Origin of the sequence: Kitasatospora sp. NPDC057223, from assembly GCF_042669755.1 — a bacterium.
In the GTDB taxonomy this organism is placed as follows: Bacteria; Actinomycetota; Actinomycetes; order Streptomycetales; family Streptomycetaceae; genus Kitasatospora.
The window spans coordinates 1-19,358 of record NZ_JBHUWW010000155.1 but is presented as its reverse complement, the minus strand read 5'-3'; the positions used below and the strand labels follow the sequence as shown (position 1 = coordinate 19,358).

Here is a 19,358-nt window from a genome sequence, read left to right as displayed (position 1 = left end):
GGCTGGAGGAAGCTCCAGCGGGGCCCGGCCCGGGCTTGTCCGGTGCTCAGCGCTTGCCCGACTTGGCCGCCTTCGGGGTGGCCAGGCGAGTGCCCGCCCAGTCCTTCGCGACGGCCACCGAGCTGGTCTGGGACAGACCCGCGGTCTTGGCCGCGTCGGCGATCTCGTGGGCCTCGACGTGCCCGTCACGGCCCGTCTTGGGAGTCAGCAGCCACACCAGGCCGCCGTCGGCCAGGTATTCCTGGGCGTCGACGAGGGCATCGGTGAGATCCCCGTCCTCCTCGCGGTGCCACAGCAGAACGGCGTCGGCGACGTCGTCGTAGTCCTCGTCGACGAGATCCGTACCGGTGATCTCCTCAATGCCTTCGCGGAGATCCTGGTCAGTGTCATCGTCGTACCCGAGCTCCTGGACGATCTGGCCCTCTTCGAAGCCGAGACGGTGCGCCGGGTTGGACTTGTCCGCGGGGTCCGCGGTCGCGCTCACGGGAATAACCTCCAGTATTCGGCTCGGCATCAATGCCGAGGCTGTGGCCGTAGTCCACACGGACGCGGCGGTTCGCGCAAGTACCCGACCCCCGATCCCACCCAAAGGTTGACGTCTCATGGCAAGACACGCCGGTCGACGTGTCGCTAATCACACCGATTTGCCCTTTTCTGCACCGGTCCGCCATGCAAACCGGAGCTGTCGAACGGGTGTCGCCGCGAGCGCCCCGGCCGGCCTGCCCGGGCGTACGTCTGCCCGGGATGCGAACGGCATTCGGAACCGGCGTACCGGCGGGCGTAGAGTCTCCTGTTGGCCCTCAGCCCGACCGTCCGCCCATCGGACGGAAGGGTGCCTGGAGGCCTGGAGGGCCCGCGGTTCCGGACGGTTCCGGCACCGCTGGCGCAGCAGGCAGAGCAGGTAAAGGTCGGACCACCTCTTCGTAACACCCGGGGGTGCGCGAAAGCGGGCAACGGCGCCCGCCCGAGTCGCCCCCTGATCGGCCCGCCCACCAGGCGGAACGGTTACCCATCGGTAGAGATGACGGATCTCCGAGTTGCGGTACACGATGGAGGCGGCGCGACACACCTCAGTTTCGACCGACAGTGAAGGAACAGCGTGGCTTCCGGATCCGATCGCAACCCGATCATCATTGGCGGCCTTCCGAGTCAGGTCCCGGACTTCGATCCCGAGGAGACCGCGGAATGGCTGGAGTCGCTTGACGCGGCCATCGACGAGCGGGGGCGCGAGCGTGCCCGCTACCTGATGCTCCGCCTGATCGAGCGCGCCCGCGAGAAGCGTGTCGCCGTGCCCGAGATGCGCAGCACGGACTACGTCAACACCATCGCGACCAAGGACGAGCCCTTCTTCCCCGGCAACGAGGAGATCGAGCGCAAGGTCCTCAACGCGACCCGCTGGAACGCGGCCGTGATGGTCTCCCGGGCACAGCGCCCGGGTATCGGTGTCGGTGGCCACATCGCCACCTTCGCCAGCTCCGCGTCGCTCTACGACGTGGGCTTCAACTACTTCTTCCGGGGCAAGGACGCGGACGGCGAGTCCGGCGACCAGATCTTCTTCCAGGGCCACGCCTCCCCCGGCATCTACGCCCGTGCGTTCCTGCTGGACCGGCTCAGCGAGCAGCAGCTCGACGCCTTCCGCCAGGAGAAGTCGAAGGCTCCCTACGGTCTGTCCAGCTACCCGCACCCGCGGCTGATGCCGGACTTCTGGGAGTTCCCGACCGTCTCGATGGGCCTCGGCCCGCTCGGTGCGATCTACCAGGCGCGGATGAACCGCTACCTGGAGCACCGCGGCATCAAGGACACCTCGGACAGCCACGTCTACGCCTTCCTCGGCGACGGCGAGATGGACGAGCCGGAGTCGCTCGGCCAGCTGTCGCTGGCGGCGCGCGAGGGCCTGGACAACCTGACCTTCGTCGTCAACTGCAACCTGCAGCGCCTCGACGGCCCGGTCCGCGGCAACGGCAAGATCATCCAGGAGCTGGAGTCCCAGTTCCGCGGGGCCGGCTGGAACGTCATCAAGCTCATCTGGGACCGCAGCTGGGACCCGCTGCTCGCCCAGGACCGCGACGGTGTGCTGGTCAACAAGCTGAACACCACGGTGGACGGCCAGTTCCAGACGTACGCCACCGAGACCGGCGGCTACATCCGCGACCACTTCTTCGGCGGCGACCTTCGCCTGCGCAAGATGGTCGAGGACATGACCGACCAGCAGATCCAGCACCTCGGCCGCGGCGGCCACGACCACGCCAAGGTGTACGCGGCGTTCAAGGCGGCCCGCGAGCACACCGGCCAGCCGACGGTCATCCTCGCCCAGACCGTCAAGGGCTGGACGCTCGGTCCGAACTTCGAGGGCCGCAACGCGACCCACCAGATGAAGAAGCTGACGACCGAGGACCTCAAGCGCTTCCGCGACCGGCTGCACCTGCCGATCACGGACAAGCAGCTCGACGAGGGCTACCCGCCCTACTACCACCCGGGCAAGGACTCCGAAGAGATCCAGTACATGCACGACCGCCGCAAGGAGCTGGGCGGCTACATGCCGACCCGCAAGGTGCGGCCGCGCAAGCTGGAGCTCCCGGGCGACGACGCCTACAAGGCGGTCAAGAAGGGCTCCGGCAACCAGACCATCGCCACCACCATGGCGTTCGTCCGGGTGCTCAAGGACCTGATGCGGGACAAGGGCATCGGCAACCGCTTCGTGCCGATCGCGCCGGACGAGTACCGGACCTTCGGCATGGACTCGCTCTTCCCGTCGGCGAAGATCTACAACCCGCTCGGCCAGACCTACGAGTCGGTCGACCGCGATCTGCTGCTCGCCTACAAGGAGTCGCCGAGCGGCCAGATGCTGCACGACGGCATCTCCGAGGCCGGCTGCACCGCCTCGCTGATCGCCGCCGGTTCGTCGTACGCCACGCACGGCGAGCCGCTGATCCCGGTGTACGTCTTCTACTCGATGTTCGGGTTCCAGCGCACCGGCGACCAGTTCTGGCAGATGGCCGACCAGCTCGCCCGCGGCTTCGTGATGGGCGCCACGGCGGGCCGCACCACGCTGACCGGTGAGGGCCTCCAGCACGCGGACGGCCACTCGCACCTGCTGGCCTCGACCAACCCGGGCGTCGTCGCGTACGACCCCGCGTACGGGTTCGAGATCGCGCACATCATGCAGGACGGCATCCGGCGGATGTACGGCTCCTCCGCCGAGTTCCCGAACGGCGAGGACGTCTTCTACTACATCACGCTCTACAACGAGCCGTACAAGATGCCGGCCGAGCCCGAGAACGTCGACGTCGACGGCATCCTCAAGGGCCTGCACCGGTACGCGCCGGCCACCGCGGGCCAGATCCCGGCCCAGATCCTCGCCTCGGGCGTGGCGGTGCCGTGGGCCCTGGAGGCCCAGCGCATCCTCGCCGAGGAGTGGAACGTCAAGGCCGACGTCTGGTCGGCGACCTCCTGGAACGAACTGCGCCGCGACGCGGTGGAGGCCGAGGAGTTCAACCTGCTCCACCCGGAGGAGCCGCAGCGCGTCCCGTACGTGACGCAGAAGCTCACCGGTGCCGAGGGCCCGTTCGTCGCCGTGTCCGACTGGATGCGCGCCGTGCCGGACCAGATCTCGCGCTGGGTCCCGGGCCAGTGGCAGTCGCTGGGTGCGGACGGCTTCGGCTTCGCCGACACCCGTGGCGCCGCCCGCCGGTTCTTCCACATCGACGCGCAGTCGGTGGTCCTGAGCGTGCTCACCGAGCTCGCCAAGCAGGGCAAGGTCGACCGCAGCGCGCTGAAGGAGGCGATCGACCGCTACCAGCTGCTCGACGTCGCCTCCGCCGACCCGGGCTCCGCCGGCGGCGAGGCCTGATCCGGTAGGTCCGCCAGGGCACTGTGAGGGCCGGACTCCCTTCGGGGGGTCCGGCCCTCCGGCGTTCCCGGGCCCGGCGTACTGGTGTTCGCCGGGCGTGTCGGGCGCACCCGCGGGCCCGCTGGCGATAGCTATGGGGCATGTCCGTCTCCATCGCGCTCTTCACCCAGGACCTCCGGCTGCACGACAACCCCGTGCTCCGGGCCGCCCTCGCCGACGCCGACGAGGTGGTGCCGCTGTTCGTCCTCGACGACGCCGTGGCCGCCACCGGCTTCGCCGTCCCCAACCGGTCCGCCTTCCTGGCCGACTGCCTGGCCGACCTCGACGCCTCCCTGCGCGCCCGGGGCGGGCGGCTGGTGGTGCGGCGCGGCGCCGCCGTCACCGAGACCGCCCGGGTCGCGGCGGCCACCGGCGCGGTGTCGGTGCACGTGGCGGCCGGGGTGAGCGGCTTCGCCCAGCGCCGCGAGGCCGCCCTGCGCGAGGAGCTCGGCAGCCGGCTGCGGGTGCACGACGCGGTGCTGACCGCGCTCACCCCGGGCGCCGTCACCCCGGCGGGCAAGGACCACTACGCCGTGTTCACCCCGTACCTGCGGGCCTGGCAGGCCGCCCAGCGGCGGCACCCGGTCGCCGCCCCGCGCGGCGTCCGGGTGCCCGAGAACGTGACGGGCACCGAGGTGCCCGCCGTCCGGCCGGACTCGCCCGCGCTGCCGCCGGGCGGCGAGACGGCCGGCCGCCGGCTCTGGTCGTCCTGGGAGGTCGGGACGTACGAGGAACTGCACGACGACCTGGCCGGCGACGGCACGTCCCGGCTCTCCCCGTACCTGCACTTCGGCTGCCTCTCGGCCGCCGAACTGGTCGCGCTCGCCGAGCGCCGGGGCGGGGCGGGCGCGGAGGCGTTCGTCCGGCAGCTGGTCTGGCGGGACTTCCACCACCAGGTGCTCGCCGCCCGCCCCGACGCCGCCCACGCCGACTACCGGCCGCGCGACGACCGCTGGCACCGTGACGAGGCGGAACTGACCGCCTGGAAGGCCGGGCTCACCGGCTACCCGATCGTCGACGCGGGGATGCGCCAGCTCGCCCACGAGGGCTGGATGCACAACCGGGCCCGGCTGCTCACCGCGAGCTTCCTCACCAAGACCCTCTACCAGGACTGGCGGGCCGGAGCCGCCCACTTCCTCTCCCTGCTGGTCGACGGCGACCTCGCCAACAACCAGCTCAACTGGCAGTGGACGGCGGGCACCGGCACCGACACCCGGCCCAACCGGGTGCTCAACCCGCTCACCCAGGCCAAGCGCTTCGACCCGGACGGCGCGTACGTCCGGCGCTGGGTCCCCGAGCTGGCCGGCGTCGCCGGAGCGGCCGTGCACCGGCCCTGGCTGCTCGCGGACCGGCCCGACTACCCGGCGCCGCTGCTCGGCCTCGACGCCGGCCGCTTCCAGCAGGGCCGCGGCCGGTAGCGCTCCGGGTAGCATGCCGTCTCCGACGCGGCACACCGGCGCTGACGACCCGCCTGCTCCGGCCCGCCCCGGCCCCGGGGGCCACCGTGGACACCGAACCCGAACCGCCCGCCCTGCTCGCCGCCGACGTCACCCCCGCCGACGTCGGCGCGATCAGCGCCTTCCTGCTGCCCCGGATCGAGCGCCAACTGCTCGCCCACCGGCCCGGCAGCCCCGAGTGGCGCTTCGCCTACGCCCTGGAGTCCCTGCTCGGCGAGGCCGCCCGGACCGTCCGGCGGCACCTGGAGCTGCTGGCCGACGGCGACGGCCGGGACGAGCCCGGCCGGGCGGACAGCCTGCGCGCCGTCCGCGCCGGCTGGAACCGGCTGTGGGAGATCGTCCACCCCTGGCAGGGGGACGAGGCGTACGACGAGGCGCGGTGGCAGCCGATCGACCACCTGGACGCGGCGGAGCGGTAGCGAGGCCTAGTCGGCCGCCACCGGGACGGCGCCCTCCGGCTCCTGCCGGGGCGCCGGCACCTCGCCGGACGCCGGGCCGGCCGGGCTGCCGCACACGGCGGCGGCCACGGCCAGGACGGGGGCGAGGCCGGTCGCCAGGATCGCGTAGACCAGGTGCTTGGTGTTCTCGATCGACTCGCCGTACGCGGCGGTGAGGAACTGCACCAGGGAGACACCCGCCAGGCAGACCGTCATACCGGCCAGCGCCCGGCGCCGGGGGCTGCCGGCGCCGGTGCGCCACCAGCGGACACCGACCACGCCGAGGCCGAGCACGACGAACAGCAGGGCGCTGCCCACGTACCGCAGCAGCGAGCTGTAGAGGGCCAGCCGGGACTCCTGGGCCATCGACGGGTGCCCGGCCGCCACCGGGTAGGAGCCGAGGTAGCCGGGGCGGGCAGCCGCGAAGTCGCCGAGGGCGGCGAGCGGGATCCGGGTGGCGACCACGGGGTGGCGGAGCAGGAATCCGGCGATGTTGCCGTAGGTCATCCGGTCGCGGACCTCGGGCCAGCGGGGGTCGTCCTGCGGCGGCTCGGGCACCCACCAGCTCCGGCCGGCGTACTGCGCGAAGTCCGCCGGCAGGCCCAGGGCGACGGCGTCGGCGGCCGGGTCGTCACTGTGGCCGAGCACGCCGACGAAGACCACCTCGGTGGGGTTGATCTCCCGGAGCTCCCCGGCCTGCCCGCTCAGGGTGAGCACGCCGGTGCACCCGATCACGGCGGCCGCGAGCAGCGGCAGTACCCGCCTCGCGAGCGCGCCCCGGGCCCGGCCGAGCGGGATGCCGACGGTCAGCAGCAGAGCCGCGAACGGGACGGCCATCGTCGCGGCCTGGGTCTTGGACGCGACCGCCAGCACCGCGCCCCCGGTGAACACCAGCAGCCCGGCGAGCCGCGCCCAGGTGCGGCCGCCGAAGTGGCTCGCCCCGGCGGTCGCCAGCAGGATCCCGGCCAGCCCGGCGAGTTCGCTGAACGGCGAGGCGGCGTACCCGGCGAAGGCGCTGTCGCCGGCCACCAGGAAGAGCAGCGCGCAGACCAGCAGGCGGGCCGGGAGCCGGCCGCGCAGGGCCGCCCCGAACACCGTGAAGGCGAGGGCGACGACGGCGCAGAAGAGCACGGCGAGCGCCCGCAGGTCGAACTCCCCGGGGAGTCCGAGCAGGTGGGAGAGCGGATGCGCGATCCGCAGCAGCCACTGCCCGCTGCCGGGGTAGGTCAGCGCGGGGTCGCAGGCACCCGGCGGGGCCTGCACGTAGCCGAAGTTGACGAAGCCGAACCACGGGACGGAGTCCGGGTCGACCCGGGCCACCAGGTTCAGCGCGCACATCCGCTGCGGGCCGTCACCGTTGTCGGCGAGCCCGACCGGGCCGGGCAGGAACAGGCGCACCGCCGTCAGCGTCCCGGCGGCGGCGCCGGCGAACGGCCCGAACGCCCACCACGGGTCCAGGAGACGGAAGAACCGGCCCGGTCCGCGACCTGCCGGACCGGGCCGGAACCCGTCTTTCCCGACGTCTCGGATGATCATGCGCACAGCTCACCGCGTGCGTGATTCGATCGCAAGACGACACGCTCTCGGAATGCACCGCACCCCGGTGGTCCGGGAATTGGGCTTTTCCGATCGAGTGCTTGTATGCCTGACGTACCTACGGGGTCAGATGTGGACGGCGGGGCCCGCGTCGGTGGTGCCCCGCTTGGTGAGCAGGCCGAGCAGGGCCGCCGCGAAGGCCACCACGGCGGCGACCGCGAAGGCCAGCGACATGCCGCTGACGAAGGAGTCGTGCACGGCCGTGGCCATCGCGTCCACCACCTGCTGCGGCGTACCGGGCTGGGCGGGCGGCGCGAAGCCGAGCTGGGCGGCCTGCTCCAGGCCGGCCGCCTGGGCGCCCTCGACGGGCGGCAGCCCGGCCGAGGCCCAGTTGCCCGGCAGCACGTCGGTGACCTTGGCGGCCATCAGCGCACCCAGGACGGCGGTGCCGAGGCTGCCGCCGACCTGCATGGCGGCCTGCTGGAGGCCGCCGGCCACGCCGGACAGCTCCAGCGGGGCGTTGCCGACGATGACCTCGGTGGCGCCGACCATGACCGGGCTGATGCCGAGGCCCATCAGGACGAACCACAGCGACATGACACCGCTGCCGGAACCGGCGTCCAGGGTGGACATGCCGTACATCGCCACGGCGGTCAGCAGCATGCCGACCACGATCGGGATCCGCGGCCCGACCTTGCCGATCGCGGCGCCGGCCGCCGGCGCGCCGACGATCATCATGCCGGTCATCGGGAGCAGGTGGACGCCGGCGTCGACCGGCGACATGCCGTGCACGTTCTGCAGGTAGAAGGTCACGAAGAAGATCGCGCCGAAGAACGAGAAGGCCATCAGGATCATCAGCAGGGTGCCCGCCGACAGCGGCACCGAGCGGAACAGGCTGAGCGGGATCAGCGGCTCCTTGGCGACCCGCTGCCAGAGCGCGAAGGCGATCAGGGCGACCACCGCGCCGCCGAGGAACAGAATCGTGCTGGGGTCGCCCCAGCCCCAGGTCGGGGCCTTGATGATGCCCCAGACCAGCATGAACATCGCGGCCGAGAGCAGCACGATGCCGGGGATGTCGAAGGACTTCGCCGCGTTCTCGGCGCGGACGTCCTTCAGGACCCAGATGCCGAGCGCGAGCGCGAGCAGGCCGACCGGGATGTTGATGAAGAACACCGACTGCCAGGACACGTGCTCGACCAGCAGGCCGCCGACGATCGGCCCGGCGGCGGTCGAGGCGCCGATCACGCCGGCCCAGATGCCGATCGCCATGTTGAGCTTCTCGACCGGGAAGGCCCCGCGCAGCAGGCCGAGCGCGGCGGGCTGGAGCAGCGCCCCGAACAGGCCCTGGAGGACCCGGCAGGCGATCACCGTCTGGATGTTGCCGGCGAAGCCGATGGCGGCCGAGGTGGCCGCGAAGCCGACCGCGCCGACCAGGAAGGTCGACTTGTGGCCGAACCGGTCGCCGATCTTGCCCGCGGTGATCAGGAAGACCGCCAGGGCCAGCAGGTAGCCGCTGGTCACCCACTGGATGTCGGCCGGCGAGGCCTTCAGGTCGGCCTGGATCACCGGGTTCGCGATGGCCACGATGGTGCCGTCCAGGGCGACCATCATGACGCCGACGGCGACCGTCAGCAGGGTCAGCCAGGGGTGGCCCTGCAGGCTCCTCCCGGTCTTCCCGCGCGCGGGCGCGGCGGGCGGCGGCGCGTCCGCCTTCGCGTTCTTGACGACGGACTGGCTCATCTGAGGGGCCCTCCGGGGCGTGGTCGGCACTGGACGTTGGGGTGGCGCCCCCGGCCCACCCGTCCCCACGAGTCGTCCGGCCGGACGGGCGCCACCTGCCGGAGATTATGTCAGCTGCTGACATTCGGCAAACCGTGACATCTGGCCAAGACTGACATTAGGCAGAGCGCTATCGTGGTGACCGACCCATCTGCCCGCCCGCAGTCGGAAGGCCCCGCCATGGCCGCGCAGCTCACGCCCCCCGCCACCGCCCCGGCCTGCCGGGTCGTCGGCCTGCGCGAGCGCAAGAAGCGGCGCACCAGGGACGCCCTGGTCGAATCCGCCCACCGGCTCTTCCTCGACCAGGGCTTCGGCCGCACCACGGTGGACGAGATCGCCGCCGCCGTCGACGTCTCGCAGCGCACCTTCTTCCGGTACTTCGCCAACAAGGACGAGGTCGCCCTCGCCGTGATGACGGACGCCGAGGACTTCTTCATCGAGTGCCTGCGCCACCGCCCCGCCGGGGAGAACCCGCTGCAGGCCCTGCGCGCCTCGATCGTCCAGTCCTGGCGCGAACTCGCCGCCGTCCGGGACGACAAGCAGAGCACCGTCAACGCGGCCCTCGAACTCGTCCAGCTGATCGAGAACACCCCCACCCTGCTCGCCGCCCACCTGCGCCGGATCACCGAACTGGAACAGGTGGTGGCCGGCCTGCTCGCCGAACGCGAGGGCCTCGACCCGGCGCTCGACCTGCGGCCCCGGCTGATGGCGGCGGTCTTCGGCGGCGTGATGCGCTCGGCGCACCTGTCCTGGTCCGCCGAGTGCGAGGACGCCGACTGCGCGGACACCGGCCCCGAGGGCATGATCACCCTGCTCGAACGCTACTTCGACCAGCTCGGCCCCGCCCTGGCCGCCGACTGGCGGCACTGACCCCGGCCGGCGCCCACCCGGGTAGGACACTGATACCCGGGTATCACCCCGCAGTCGCACCCGTGGTCCGACGCCCGGCGCCGCAGCCCCTCCTAGGCTTGGGCGGCATGGACACCCCGCCGACCGGACGCAGCGCCGGCACCCGCCCGGCCACCATCCTGGCCGCCCTGGCCCGGCCGTCCGGCGACCACACCCCGCTGTTCGCGCACGCCGCCCACCGGTGGCTGCGGTACCTGCCGTACGTGCTCGCCGTCGCCGCCGCCGCCTCGCTGCTGCCCGCCGGCATCAACGTGCTGGCCACGGACTACGGCCTGAACGGCGGCGTCGCCGCCGGGCTCGCGGTGGCCCAGACGGTGCCGCTGGTGCTCGCCGTCAGCCGCCCGCTGCCCGCCTGGTGGATCATCGGCGGCACCCACCTGCTGACCGCCGTCCTGCTGCTCGCCGCCGGCGGGCAGACCGCCTCCGTCTGGCCCTGGCCGGCCACCTCCGTCGTCGGGTACTGCCTGCTGATGGTGCCGCTCGCCCTGCGGGAGCCCCGCCGCACCCTGCTCGCCGTCTGGCTGGCCACCGGCGTCGGCAGCCTCACCATGTCGCTGCTCGTCCCGGACGACCGCTTCGGCGGCGACAACAGCCTGCTCGTCATCGCGCTGTCGGGCGCCGTGCTGGTGTTCGGCGGCGCCCTGCGCGAACGCGAGGAGGCCCGCCGGCTGCTCACCGTGCAGGAACACATCAGCGAGGCCGAACGCGGCCGCCGCACCCTGCTGGAGGAGCGCGCGCGGATCGCCCGCGAACTGCACGACGTGGTGGCCCACCACATGTCGGTGATCGCCGTGCAGGCCGCCACCGCGCCGTACCGGCTGACCGGCCTGCCGGACGCCGCCGCCGAGGAGTTCACCGCCATCGCCGGTACCGCCCGCGACTCGCTGACCGAGATGCGGCGGCTGCTGGGCGTGCTGCGCAGCGAGGACTCCGGCACCGAGAAGGCGCCGCAGCCCGGCGTCGAACAGCTCGGCCAGCTCGTCGAGACGGTCGGCCGGGCCGGGGTCGAAGCCGAGCTGACCGTCTATGCGGAGGCCGCCGGGCCGCTGCCGCCGGCCGTGGGCCTCTCGGCGTACCGGATCGTCCAGGAGGCGCTGGCGAACGTCGTGCGGCACGCGCCCGGTGCGCGGGCCTGGGTCTCCCTCGCGGTCGAGGACGGCCGGCTGCTGGTGACGGTGGTCAACGCGGCCCCGCCCGGCCGGACCGAATCACTGGAGCACACGGCGGAGGGCACCGGACACGGGCTGGTGGGGATGCGTGAACGCGTCCGGCTGCTGGATGGCACGCTGGACACCGGCCCGCTGGCCGACGGCGGCTTCCGGGTCGCCGCCGCGCTGCCGTTCGACGCCCGCCCGGACACCCCGGACACCGCGGAAGACCCGCAGCCCCCGCAGATTCCGCAGACCCAGGAGCCCGCCGAATGACCATCAGGGTGATCATCGCCGACGACCAGGCCATGGTGCGGGCGGGCTTCGCGGCCCTCCTGAACGCGCAGACCGACATCGACGTGGTCGGTGACGCGGCCGACGGCAGGCAGGCCCTGGAGGTCAGCGGGCACACCCACCCGGACGTCGTGCTGATGGACGTCCGGATGCCGGGGATGGACGGCCTGGAGGCCACCCGGCGGCTGCTCGAACCCCGGGCCGGCGCCGGGCACCGCCCGAAGGTGCTGATGCTGACCACCTTCGACATCGACGACTACGTGTACGAGGCGCTGCGCGCCGGGGCCAGCGGCTTCCTGCTCAAGGACGCCCCGCCGGCCGACCTGATCGCCGCCGTCCGGGTCGTCGCGGCCGGCGAGGCGCTGCTCGCGCCGTCCGTCACCCGCCGGCTGATCGAGGACTTCGCCCGCACCCGGCCCGCCCCGCGCCGGGATCCGAAGCTGCGGCTCAACGGCCTGACGCCCCGTGAGACCGAGGTGCTGGAGCTGATCGCGCGCGGCCTGTCGAACCAGGAGATCGCGGCCCGGCTGGTGCTCGCCGAGCAGACCGTCAAGACCCACATCGGCCGGATCCTCGCCAAGCTCGACCTGCGCGACCGCGCCCAGGCCGTGGTGCTGGCCTACGAGTCCGGCCTGGTGACGCCCGGTCAGCCGTAGCCGGGAGGTACCCCGGTACTACCCGGTGGTTGGCCCCGCGGTGTGACGCCCGCGGGGCCGCCGTCTTCCTACCTTCCTTCTCGTCGCACCCGACGGACGAGGGAGAACGAAGACGATGCTGCTGCGTCACGGACTGAGGCGGGCCCTGGCCGCCACCGCCATCACCGCCGCCACCCTGCTCGGCGCCGGCGGCTGGGCCGCCGCCGGCACCCAGACACCCGTCACCGGCCCGCCGCCCGGCAGCTCCGCCTGGGTCGCCGACACCACCCTCGGCGTCCGGCTGCCCGACCCCGCCGGTGCCGCGCCCGCCGAGGTCGCCGCGTTCTTCGACGGCCTGCCGGCCGCCCAGCGCGACGCGCTCGCCGTCCGGCACCCGCTGGTGGTCGGCAACCTGGACGGCGCGCCCGTGCCGCTGCGCTACCGCGCCAACGAGCTCGCGCTCACCGAGGAGCTCGGCCGGGAGCAGGCCAGGGCCACCGACCCGGCGCTGACCGCCCAGGACCACAGCGCCGCCCTCGCCCGCGCCGAGCGCTACCGGAGCCTGCTCGCGGACGGCCGGCAGATCCTCGCCTTCGACCCGCGCGGCCGGGGCCAGGTCGCCGAGGTGTTCGGCGACCTCGCCGCCGCCCGGCACACGGCCGTGGTGGTACCCGGCTCGGACACCGACCTGATGACCTTCGACCGCGCCGGGAGCCGGTACGGCGCCACGGCCGGGATGGCCCGCGCGCTGTACGGGGCCACCGGCGGCGCCGGGGGCGGCGCCGGGGGCGGCGCCGGGGGCGGCGCCGCCGTCGTCGCCTGGGCCGGCTACACCACCCCGGTCGGCGTCGGCCTGGACGCCGCCACCGAGGACCTCGCCGAGGCGGGCGCGCAGCGGCTCGGGCGCTTCCTCACCGGGCTGGCCGCGAGCACCGCCCCCGCCGCACCCGCCACGGTGTTCTGCCACAGCTACGGCTCGGTGGTCTGCGGGCTGGCCGCCCCCGGCCCCGCGCAGGCCTCCAACGTGGTGGTGCTGGGCTCCCCCGGCCTGGGCGTGCCCGACGCCGCCGCGCTCGACCCGCGGGTGCCGCTCTGGGCCGTCGAGCGCAACGCCTCCGACTGGATCGGCGACGTCCCGAACGTCTCGCTGCTCGGCCTCGGCCACGGCGCGGACCCGACCGGCGACGGCTTCGGCGCCCGCCCGCTCGCCTCCACCGGCTCGCACGGCCACACCGGCTACTTCGCCCCCGGCACCGCCTCGCTGGCCGGCTTCGCCGACCTGACGCTCGGTCGGCTGCCCGCCGACGTACCCGCCCGCTGACCCGCCGTACCCCCGAACCGCTGAGGACCGTGAAGGAGCCGCACCATGCTCACCGCCCTGCGCCGCGCCGCCGCCGAGGTGGACGCGAAGACCCCCGCCTCCCGTGACCGCGCCCTGGACGGGCTGCGCGCCGTCGCCCTGCTCGCCGTGCCCGTCGGCCACTGGATGCTCGGCGGCTTCACCCGCTCCGCCGACGGCGCCCTGCACAACGCGAGCCCGCTCGCCTCGCTCGGCTTCTTCGCCCCGCTCAGCTGGCTGCTCCAGATGCTGGGCGTGTTCTTCCTGGTCGGCGGGTACTCCTCGGTCCGCTCGCTGGAGCGCGCCCGGGAGCGCGGCACCGGGTCCGTGGCCTGGCTGCGCGGCCGCTCGGTGCGGCTGCTGCGCCCGGTGCTCGGGGTCGCCGCCGTCTGGGCCCTGCTGATCCCGCTGCTGCACCGGCTCGGCGTGCCGGACGGGACGGTCCGGACGGGTTCGGTGCTGGTCGTCCAGCCGCTCTGGTACATCGCCGTGTACCTGGGCCTGACCGCGCTGACGCCGCTCTGCGTGGCGGCGGCCCGGCGCCTGCGGGGCTGGTCGGCGGCGGGGCTGCTGGGCGTCGTGGCCGTGGTGGACGCGCTGCGGTACGGGCCGTGGGCCGATTCGGTGCCGTCCTGGCTGGCGCTGGTCAACATCCTGCCGGGGTGGATGTTCGCCTACCAGCTGGGTGTGCTGTGGGCGCGCGGCCGGCTCGGACACCCCGCCGCGCGGGTGCTGCTGCTCGGCGGGGGCGCGCTGTTCGCCGCGCTGCTGCTGTTCTTCCACTACCCGGCCAGCATGGTCGGCGTCCCCGGGACGGCCCGGACGAACTCGCACCCGCCGTCGCTGCTGGTGCTCGCGCTGGCCTCGGTCCAGTGCGGCGCGGCCGTCCTGCTGAGGGAGCGGATCGGGCGGCTGCTGCGCAGGCCGCTGCTGTGGCTGCCGGTGGTGGCGGTCAACCTGTCGGCGATGACGATCTTCTGCTGGCACCAGAGCGCGATGCTGGCGGTGGCGGTGCCCGGCGGTTCGCTGCTCGGAGCCGTCCCCGGCCTGACCACCGCGCCCGACTCGGCGGCCTGGGTGGCGGCCCGGCTGGCACTGCTGCCGGTGTTCGGCGCGGCGCTGGTCGCGATCGGGTGGTTCACCCGCCGCTTCGACGGCCCGTGGACGTCCTTCTCGCGGACCTGGAAGACGGTGGCGGGCGCCGGGGCGGCGGTCTTCGCCGGTTACGCACTCGGGGTGGTCTGACGATGCGCCGGTATGACGGATCGTCACTCTGCGGATCCGGGGCACGAGCCCGAACGGCTCATCCTGCCGGATTCCCGGTCGAGTCCGCATGCGAACCACCACGCACTGTGATGATGTGTCACCGTCGGCCACGGCTCGCGCGCACCCGCCCACGGTCTCCCGCGCGGCCTCCTCCGCCGTCCCCCCACGTCCCGTCCCCTCCCCCGAGGAGCCCCATGTCCCGCAGGACGACCCGCCGGAAACTCTCCGCAGTGGTCTCGGTGTGCACCGTCGTGTCCGCTCTGACCGGCGCCACCCTTCTGACGACCGCGGCGCCCGCCGCCGCCCGCGCCCACCTGGCACCGGCGCACGGCGACCAGCCGGCGGGCGCCGAGCCGGCCCCGCGCATCACCGCACCCCGGGTGATGGCCGAGATGCGCGCGGACGAGGTGGCGGCACTCGGCCAGGAGCACGCCGAGGAGCACGCCAGTGCCCGGGCCGCCGTCCGGGGGATCGGCGACTATCCGCAGACCACCCGCACCAACCGGCTGAACGCGCTGACGGACAGCCAGGCGAAGATCAACGCCGGTTTCGACCCCGCGACCTCGGGCGCGTTCAAGGAGTACTTCCCCTCGCCCGAGTTCGCCGCCCACATCGCCATGCTGCCGACCGGCAAGGTGCTGCTCTTCTCCTTCGAGCGGATCGAGACCAACCCGGAGAAGGAGCCCGCCCCCACCCAGACCACCGGCAAGGAGAACGCCGGCCGCGCCTTCCTGTGGAACCCGGCCAAGGGCACCGGGGCGAACGCGTTCACCAAGGTCACCCCGCCGGTGATCGACATGCCGGACGGCCTGAACGAGCCGCGCCCGGCGCCGTTCTTCTGCTCGGGCCACTCCTTCCTGCCGAACGGCATGCTCGGCGTCTTCGGCGGCAACCTGGGCGGCAACGGCGGCACCGGCGCCAAGCTGTCGCTGATCTTCGACCCGTGGACGGAGACCTGGACCCGCAACCCGGACATGTCGGTCGGCCGCTGGTACCCGTCCGTGGTCACCGGCGCCGACGGCCGGCAGCTGATCATGTCCGGGCAGTCCGAGCTGGGCTGGGGCACGCCGACCCCGGTCGTCGAGCGGTTCCCGGCGAAGGGCTACCCCGTCCCGCAGACGAAGACCGACGTGCCGAAGAACACCCCCGTCGACACCTTCAAGGCGACGGCCCCGTTCACCCTGGACTACCCGCACCTGTTCTCACTGCGCGACGGCAAGGTCTACGGCCTCGGCCGCAGCCCCGCCCAGCAGTGGCTGTTCGACCCGCTGAGCGAGAGCCGCAGCGACCTGCCGGCCCGCCCGGACGGCAAGAACCGGAGCTACGGCTCGGCCGTCCCGCTGCCCGGCGGCACCGACGGCCCGGACTCCGTCCTCGTGCTCGGCGGCGACCGCGACAACCCCAGCACCCTCAAGCTCTCCAACGGCACCTGGACGGCGGAGAAGTCGCGCGCCTTCGGCCGCACCCAGGACGACACCCTGCTGCTCCCGGACGGCACCCTGATGACCGTCAGCGGCGCGTACGACATCCGCGACTACGGCAACGGCCCGTACAACCCCAACGCCGACCTGAAGTACCGCCAGACCGAGCTGCGCGACGGCCAGGGCAACTGGCGGTTCGGCCCCGTCCAGCGCCTGCCGCGCGGCTACCACTCGAACGCGGTGGTACTGCCGGACGGCCGGGTGATGGTCACGGGCGACGAGCTCCAGCAGCTCGCCAACGACCCGGACATCAAGGACGACATGAACGGCACCATCGAGATCTACGAGCCCGCCTACCTGGCCAAGGGCAACCGGCCCTCGCTCGACCGGGTGCCGCAGACCCCGGTCGGCTACAACAGCAGGTTCGTCGTCACCACCTCCACCCCGGGCCTGGCCGCGCGCGCCGTGCTGCTGTCGCCGACCACCGCGACGCACTCGGTCAACACCAGCCAGCGCCACCTGGAGCTGCGGCTGACCAGCCGGGCCGGCAACAAGCTGGAGTTCCAGGCGCCGCCCTCGGCCGCGGCGGCGCCGCCCGGGTACTACATGCTCTTCCTGCTCGACGACAAGGGCGTTCCCAGCACGGCGCAGTGGGTGCAGCTGAGCTCCTCGGCCCCGGCCGGCCAGTAGCCGCAGGGCCGGAACCCGTTCGGGGGGTGCGCGGGGTCCGCTCCCGCGCCTCTCCGTACGGGTGAACTCGTGGTTCGTCCACGATGGACCGAACTACCGTAAGCATCCGTTCGACCACCCAGCCTGGAGGGCGCTCATGCCTGCTGACCTGAAACTGCGTGAAAGCGACGAGATCCAGGGCGACATCATCGCCGGATTCAAGAAGGACCACGTCACCCTGCTGTTCCTGAAGTTCGAGGAGCCGGCCAGAGCCCGGGGCTGGCTGAGGGCCCTCACCCCGAAGATCGCCACCACCCGTCAGGTCGCGGCGTTCAACGAGGCGTTCAGCGCCGCCCGCAGGGGCTCGGGCGGCGACGACCCCAAGTCGCTCAAGGCGGTCTGGACGGGCATCACCTTCACCTACCCCGGCCTGCGCGAACTGACCGGCCGCGAACCGTACGAGAACGCGCCGACCGGCGGCACCCTGGAGGCGTTCAAGGAGGGCTCCGCCAAGCGGGCCGGCGCGCTCGGCGACAAGGGCCGGAACTCCCCGGACGGCTGGCTGTTCGGCAACGGCAAGACCCAGCCGGTGCACGCGGTGCTCACCATCGCCGCCGACACCGCCGAGGACCTGCGGGCCGCCGTCGACGAGCAGCGCGAGGCCGCGGCGCAGGCCCGGATCGTGATCGTCTTCCAGCAGAACGCCGCGACCCTGCTCGGCACCCGGCGCGGCAAGGAGCACTTCGGCTTCAAGGACGGCGTCAGCGAGCCCGGCGTCCGCGGCTTCGACCGGCCCTCCACCACCGACCCCGAGCAGGTGGACGGCCACCCCGGCAGCCGGATCGTGCCGGCCGGCGAGTTCGTCATCGGCGAGCAGCCCGCCCCCGGCAGCACCACCGACTTCCCCGACTGGGCGAGGAACGGCTCCTTCCAGGTGGTCCGCCGCCTCGCCCAGGACGTGCCGGGCTGGTGGGCCCAGGTCGGCGCCCAGCGCGAAGTCCTGCGGCAGGCCAAGGCCATCCCCGAGGAGGCCTCGACCGAGTGGGTCGCCGCCCGGCTGGTGGGCCGCTGGCGCTCCGGCGCACCGGTGTGCAAGCACCCGGACAACGACGTGCCGTTCGACCCGGCCGCGTCCAACGACAACGACTTCGGCTTCCGCGACGACCTCGACGGCCTGGTCACCCCGCTCTTCTCGCACCTGCGCAAGACCAGCCCGCGGGACGGACTGCAGGCCCCGGCCGGGGCCGACCCGCTCCCCGCCAAGGTCCTGGACGGGCGGCGCATCATGCGGCGCGGCGCCCCGTACGGGCAGCCGTTCGACCCGGCCTCCGAGGGCCCCGGCGGGCCGGACGACCCGCGCGGGCTGCTCTTCGTCTGCTACCAGGCCGACATCACCCGCCAGTTCGAGTTCATCCAGGCCGACTGGATCGACGAGGTCGACTTCCCGCCCGGCCGCGACCCGGAGACCGGCGGGGACCCGATGGTCGGGCTGGACTGCCCGGTCAGCTGGGAGAGCAACGAGCGCGGCAACCGGCAGACCACCCGGCTGGACTTCAAGCAGTTCGTCCGCACCGAGGGCTCCGTCTACGCCTTCGCCCCCTCGATCAGCCTGCTCCGGGGGCTCGGCGACGGCACCCTCACCGCGCAGGGCCAGTCCGGGCAGGCCGGACAGGGCAGCCAGACCGGGCAGGGCGGGCAGGGCGGGCAGCAGCCGAAGCCCCCCGCCCGCGGGGTGGACGAGTTCCTGCCGGTGCCCGACCAGCAGCGCAGGAACGGGCTCAGCGAGTTCTGGGTGTTCCGCAAGGACCAGTACCGCCGCATCTCGATCGCCGACGGCGCCGCCCACACCGACCTCGTGGTCAGGGCCGACGGCCCGGTCACCGCCTGGACGTCCCTCAAGGGCATCGGCACGGTGGACGCCTTCCTGCCGATGCCCGACCTCCAGCGCAGCAACGGCAAGAGCTGGTTCTGGGTGTTCCACACCACCGGCGGCAAGCAGCTCTACCGGGCGATCTCGGTCGCCGACGGCAACGCCCACACCGACACCCTGGAGCGCCCCGACCGCGAGATCGGCGCCTGGGCCTCGCTGAACGGCGCCGGCACGGTGGACGCCTTCCTGCCGATGCCCGACCTCCAGCGCAGCAACGGCAAGAGCTGGTTCTGGGTGTTCCACACCACCGGCGGCAAGCAGGTGTACCGGGTGATCTCGGTCGCCGACGGCAACGCGCACACCGACACCCTGGAGCGCTCCGACCGCGAGCTGACCCGCTGGGAGTCGCTGAACGGCGTGTCCCGGGTCGACGCCTTCCTGCCGGTGCCGGACCAGCAACGCGTCCTCGGCCTGAGCGAGTTCTGGGTGTTCCACCAGGACAGGTACCGCCGGATCAGCGTCGCCGACGGCGCCTCGCACACCGACCGGCTGGTGGAGGGCGACCGCCCCGTCACCGGCCTGGCCTCGCTGGCCTGAACCGGGCCGGGCGGTGACCATCTCCCGCAGCCGCTGCGCGCCGCGCGCCGTCAACACCACGACAGTCCCCCGGCCGTCCTCCCTGGAGGAGCGGCGAGCCACCAGGCCCTCC

12 protein-coding genes and 1 pseudogene are annotated in these 19,358 nt (G+C 73.2%); 10 read left to right on the top strand and 3 right to left on the bottom strand.

Features of this window, described 5'->3' with window-relative positions:
* Nucleotides 1-46: 46 nt before the first annotated feature.
* The gene (locus tag ACFUK0_RS34910; protein WP_073927554.1) at nucleotides 47-484 is read right to left on the bottom strand and encodes a DUF3052 domain-containing protein; all 438 of its coding nucleotides are present in this window, start codon (nucleotides 482-484) and stop codon (nucleotides 47-49) included.
* 615 nt (nucleotides 485-1,099) lie between these two features.
* Between ACFUK0_RS34910 and aceE the strand changes: the two genes are divergently transcribed.
* The 3 genes from aceE (at nucleotide 1,100) to ACFUK0_RS34895 (ending at nucleotide 5,765) form a co-directional block, all read left to right on the top strand.
* Nucleotides 1,100-3,850, top strand: a complete 2,751-nt coding sequence (gene aceE, locus ACFUK0_RS34905) for a pyruvate dehydrogenase (acetyl-transferring), homodimeric type (protein WP_380257094.1) — start codon at nucleotides 1,100-1,102, stop codon at nucleotides 3,848-3,850.
* 140 nt (nucleotides 3,851-3,990) lie between these two features.
* Nucleotides 3,991-5,307: a cryptochrome/photolyase family protein gene (locus ACFUK0_RS34900; RefSeq protein ID WP_380257092.1), complete on the top strand. Its 1,317-nt coding sequence runs from the start codon at nucleotides 3,991-3,993 to the stop codon at nucleotides 5,305-5,307.
* 86 nt (nucleotides 5,308-5,393) lie between these two features.
* Nucleotides 5,394-5,765 carry a hypothetical protein gene (locus ACFUK0_RS34895; RefSeq protein ID WP_380257090.1) on the top strand — a complete coding sequence of 124 codons (372 nt, stop codon included), beginning with the start codon at nucleotides 5,394-5,396 and terminating at the stop codon, nucleotides 5,763-5,765.
* Between the two features lie 6 nt (nucleotides 5,766-5,771).
* Here the strand turns inward: ACFUK0_RS34895 and ACFUK0_RS34890 are convergent, their stop codons facing one another.
* Nucleotides 5,772-7,319, bottom strand: coding sequence for a hypothetical protein (locus tag ACFUK0_RS34890; protein WP_380257088.1), 1,548 nt, complete (start codon nucleotides 7,317-7,319; stop codon nucleotides 5,772-5,774).
* Nucleotides 7,320-7,426: 107 nt separating this feature from the next.
* A pseudogene (locus ACFUK0_RS34885) lies at nucleotides 7,427-9,059 on the bottom strand (MFS transporter); the annotation flags it as partial.
* Nucleotides 9,060-9,278: 219 nt separating this feature from the next.
* Here ACFUK0_RS34885 and ACFUK0_RS34880 point away from each other — a divergent pair.
* The 7 genes from ACFUK0_RS34880 (at nucleotide 9,279) to ACFUK0_RS34850 (ending at nucleotide 19,246) form a co-directional block, all read left to right on the top strand.
* A complete protein-coding gene (locus ACFUK0_RS34880; protein ID WP_380257086.1) occupies nucleotides 9,279-9,968 on the top strand; it encodes a TetR/AcrR family transcriptional regulator in 690 nt (229 codons plus the stop codon).
* Nucleotides 9,969-10,075: 107 nt separating this feature from the next.
* The gene (locus tag ACFUK0_RS34875; protein WP_380257084.1) at nucleotides 10,076-11,431 is read left to right on the top strand and encodes a sensor histidine kinase; all 1,356 of its coding nucleotides are present in this window, start codon (nucleotides 10,076-10,078) and stop codon (nucleotides 11,429-11,431) included.
* A complete protein-coding gene (locus tag ACFUK0_RS34870; protein ID WP_380257082.1) occupies nucleotides 11,428-12,105 on the top strand; it encodes a response regulator in 678 nt (225 codons plus the stop codon). The genes ACFUK0_RS34875 and ACFUK0_RS34870 overlap by 4 nt, the downstream gene beginning before the upstream one ends.
* 115 nt (nucleotides 12,106-12,220) lie before the next feature.
* Nucleotides 12,221-13,405, top strand: a complete 1,185-nt coding sequence (locus ACFUK0_RS34865) for an alpha/beta hydrolase (RefSeq protein ID WP_380257080.1) — start codon at nucleotides 12,221-12,223, stop codon at nucleotides 13,403-13,405.
* Nucleotides 13,406-13,450: 45 nt separating this feature from the next.
* The gene (locus ACFUK0_RS34860) at nucleotides 13,451-14,668 is read left to right on the top strand and encodes an acyltransferase (RefSeq protein ID WP_380257078.1); all 1,218 of its coding nucleotides are present in this window, start codon (nucleotides 13,451-13,453) and stop codon (nucleotides 14,666-14,668) included.
* A 215-nt stretch (nucleotides 14,669-14,883) separates the two neighbouring features.
* On the top strand, nucleotides 14,884-16,800 hold the full coding sequence (locus tag ACFUK0_RS34855) for a galactose oxidase-like domain-containing protein (protein WP_380257076.1): 1,917 nt from the start codon (nucleotides 14,884-14,886) through the stop codon (nucleotides 16,798-16,800).
* A 136-nt stretch (nucleotides 16,801-16,936) separates the two neighbouring features.
* Nucleotides 16,937-19,246, top strand: a complete 2,310-nt coding sequence (locus ACFUK0_RS34850; protein ID WP_380257074.1) for a Dyp-type peroxidase — start codon at nucleotides 16,937-16,939, stop codon at nucleotides 19,244-19,246.
* Nucleotides 19,247-19,358: the final 112 nt, after the last annotated feature.

Bases quoted from the DNA above. Each gene is read 5' to 3' on its own strand.
- ACFUK0_RS34855 (WP_380257076.1), top strand. From the start codon at position 14,884: ATGTCCCGCAGGACGACCCGCCGGAAACTCTCCGCAGTGGTCTCGGTG.
- ACFUK0_RS34850 (WP_380257074.1), top strand. From the start codon at position 16,937: ATGCCTGCTGACCTGAAACTGCGTGAAAGCGACGAGATCCAGGGCGAC.
- ACFUK0_RS34865 (WP_380257080.1), top strand. From the start codon at position 12,221: ATGCTGCTGCGTCACGGACTGAGGCGGGCCCTGGCCGCCACCGCCATC.
- ACFUK0_RS34870 (WP_380257082.1), top strand. From the start codon at position 11,428: ATGACCATCAGGGTGATCATCGCCGACGACCAGGCCATGGTGCGGGCG.
- ACFUK0_RS34890 (WP_380257088.1), bottom strand. From the start codon at position 7,319: ATGATCATCCGAGACGTCGGGAAAGACGGGTTCCGGCCCGGTCCGGCA.
- ACFUK0_RS34860 (WP_380257078.1), top strand. From the start codon at position 13,451: ATGCTCACCGCCCTGCGCCGCGCCGCCGCCGAGGTGGACGCGAAGACC.
- ACFUK0_RS34880 (WP_380257086.1), top strand. From the start codon at position 9,279: ATGGCCGCGCAGCTCACGCCCCCCGCCACCGCCCCGGCCTGCCGGGTC.
- ACFUK0_RS34875 (WP_380257084.1), top strand. From the start codon at position 10,076: ATGGACACCCCGCCGACCGGACGCAGCGCCGGCACCCGCCCGGCCACC.
- ACFUK0_RS34900 (WP_380257092.1), top strand. From the start codon at position 3,991: ATGTCCGTCTCCATCGCGCTCTTCACCCAGGACCTCCGGCTGCACGAC.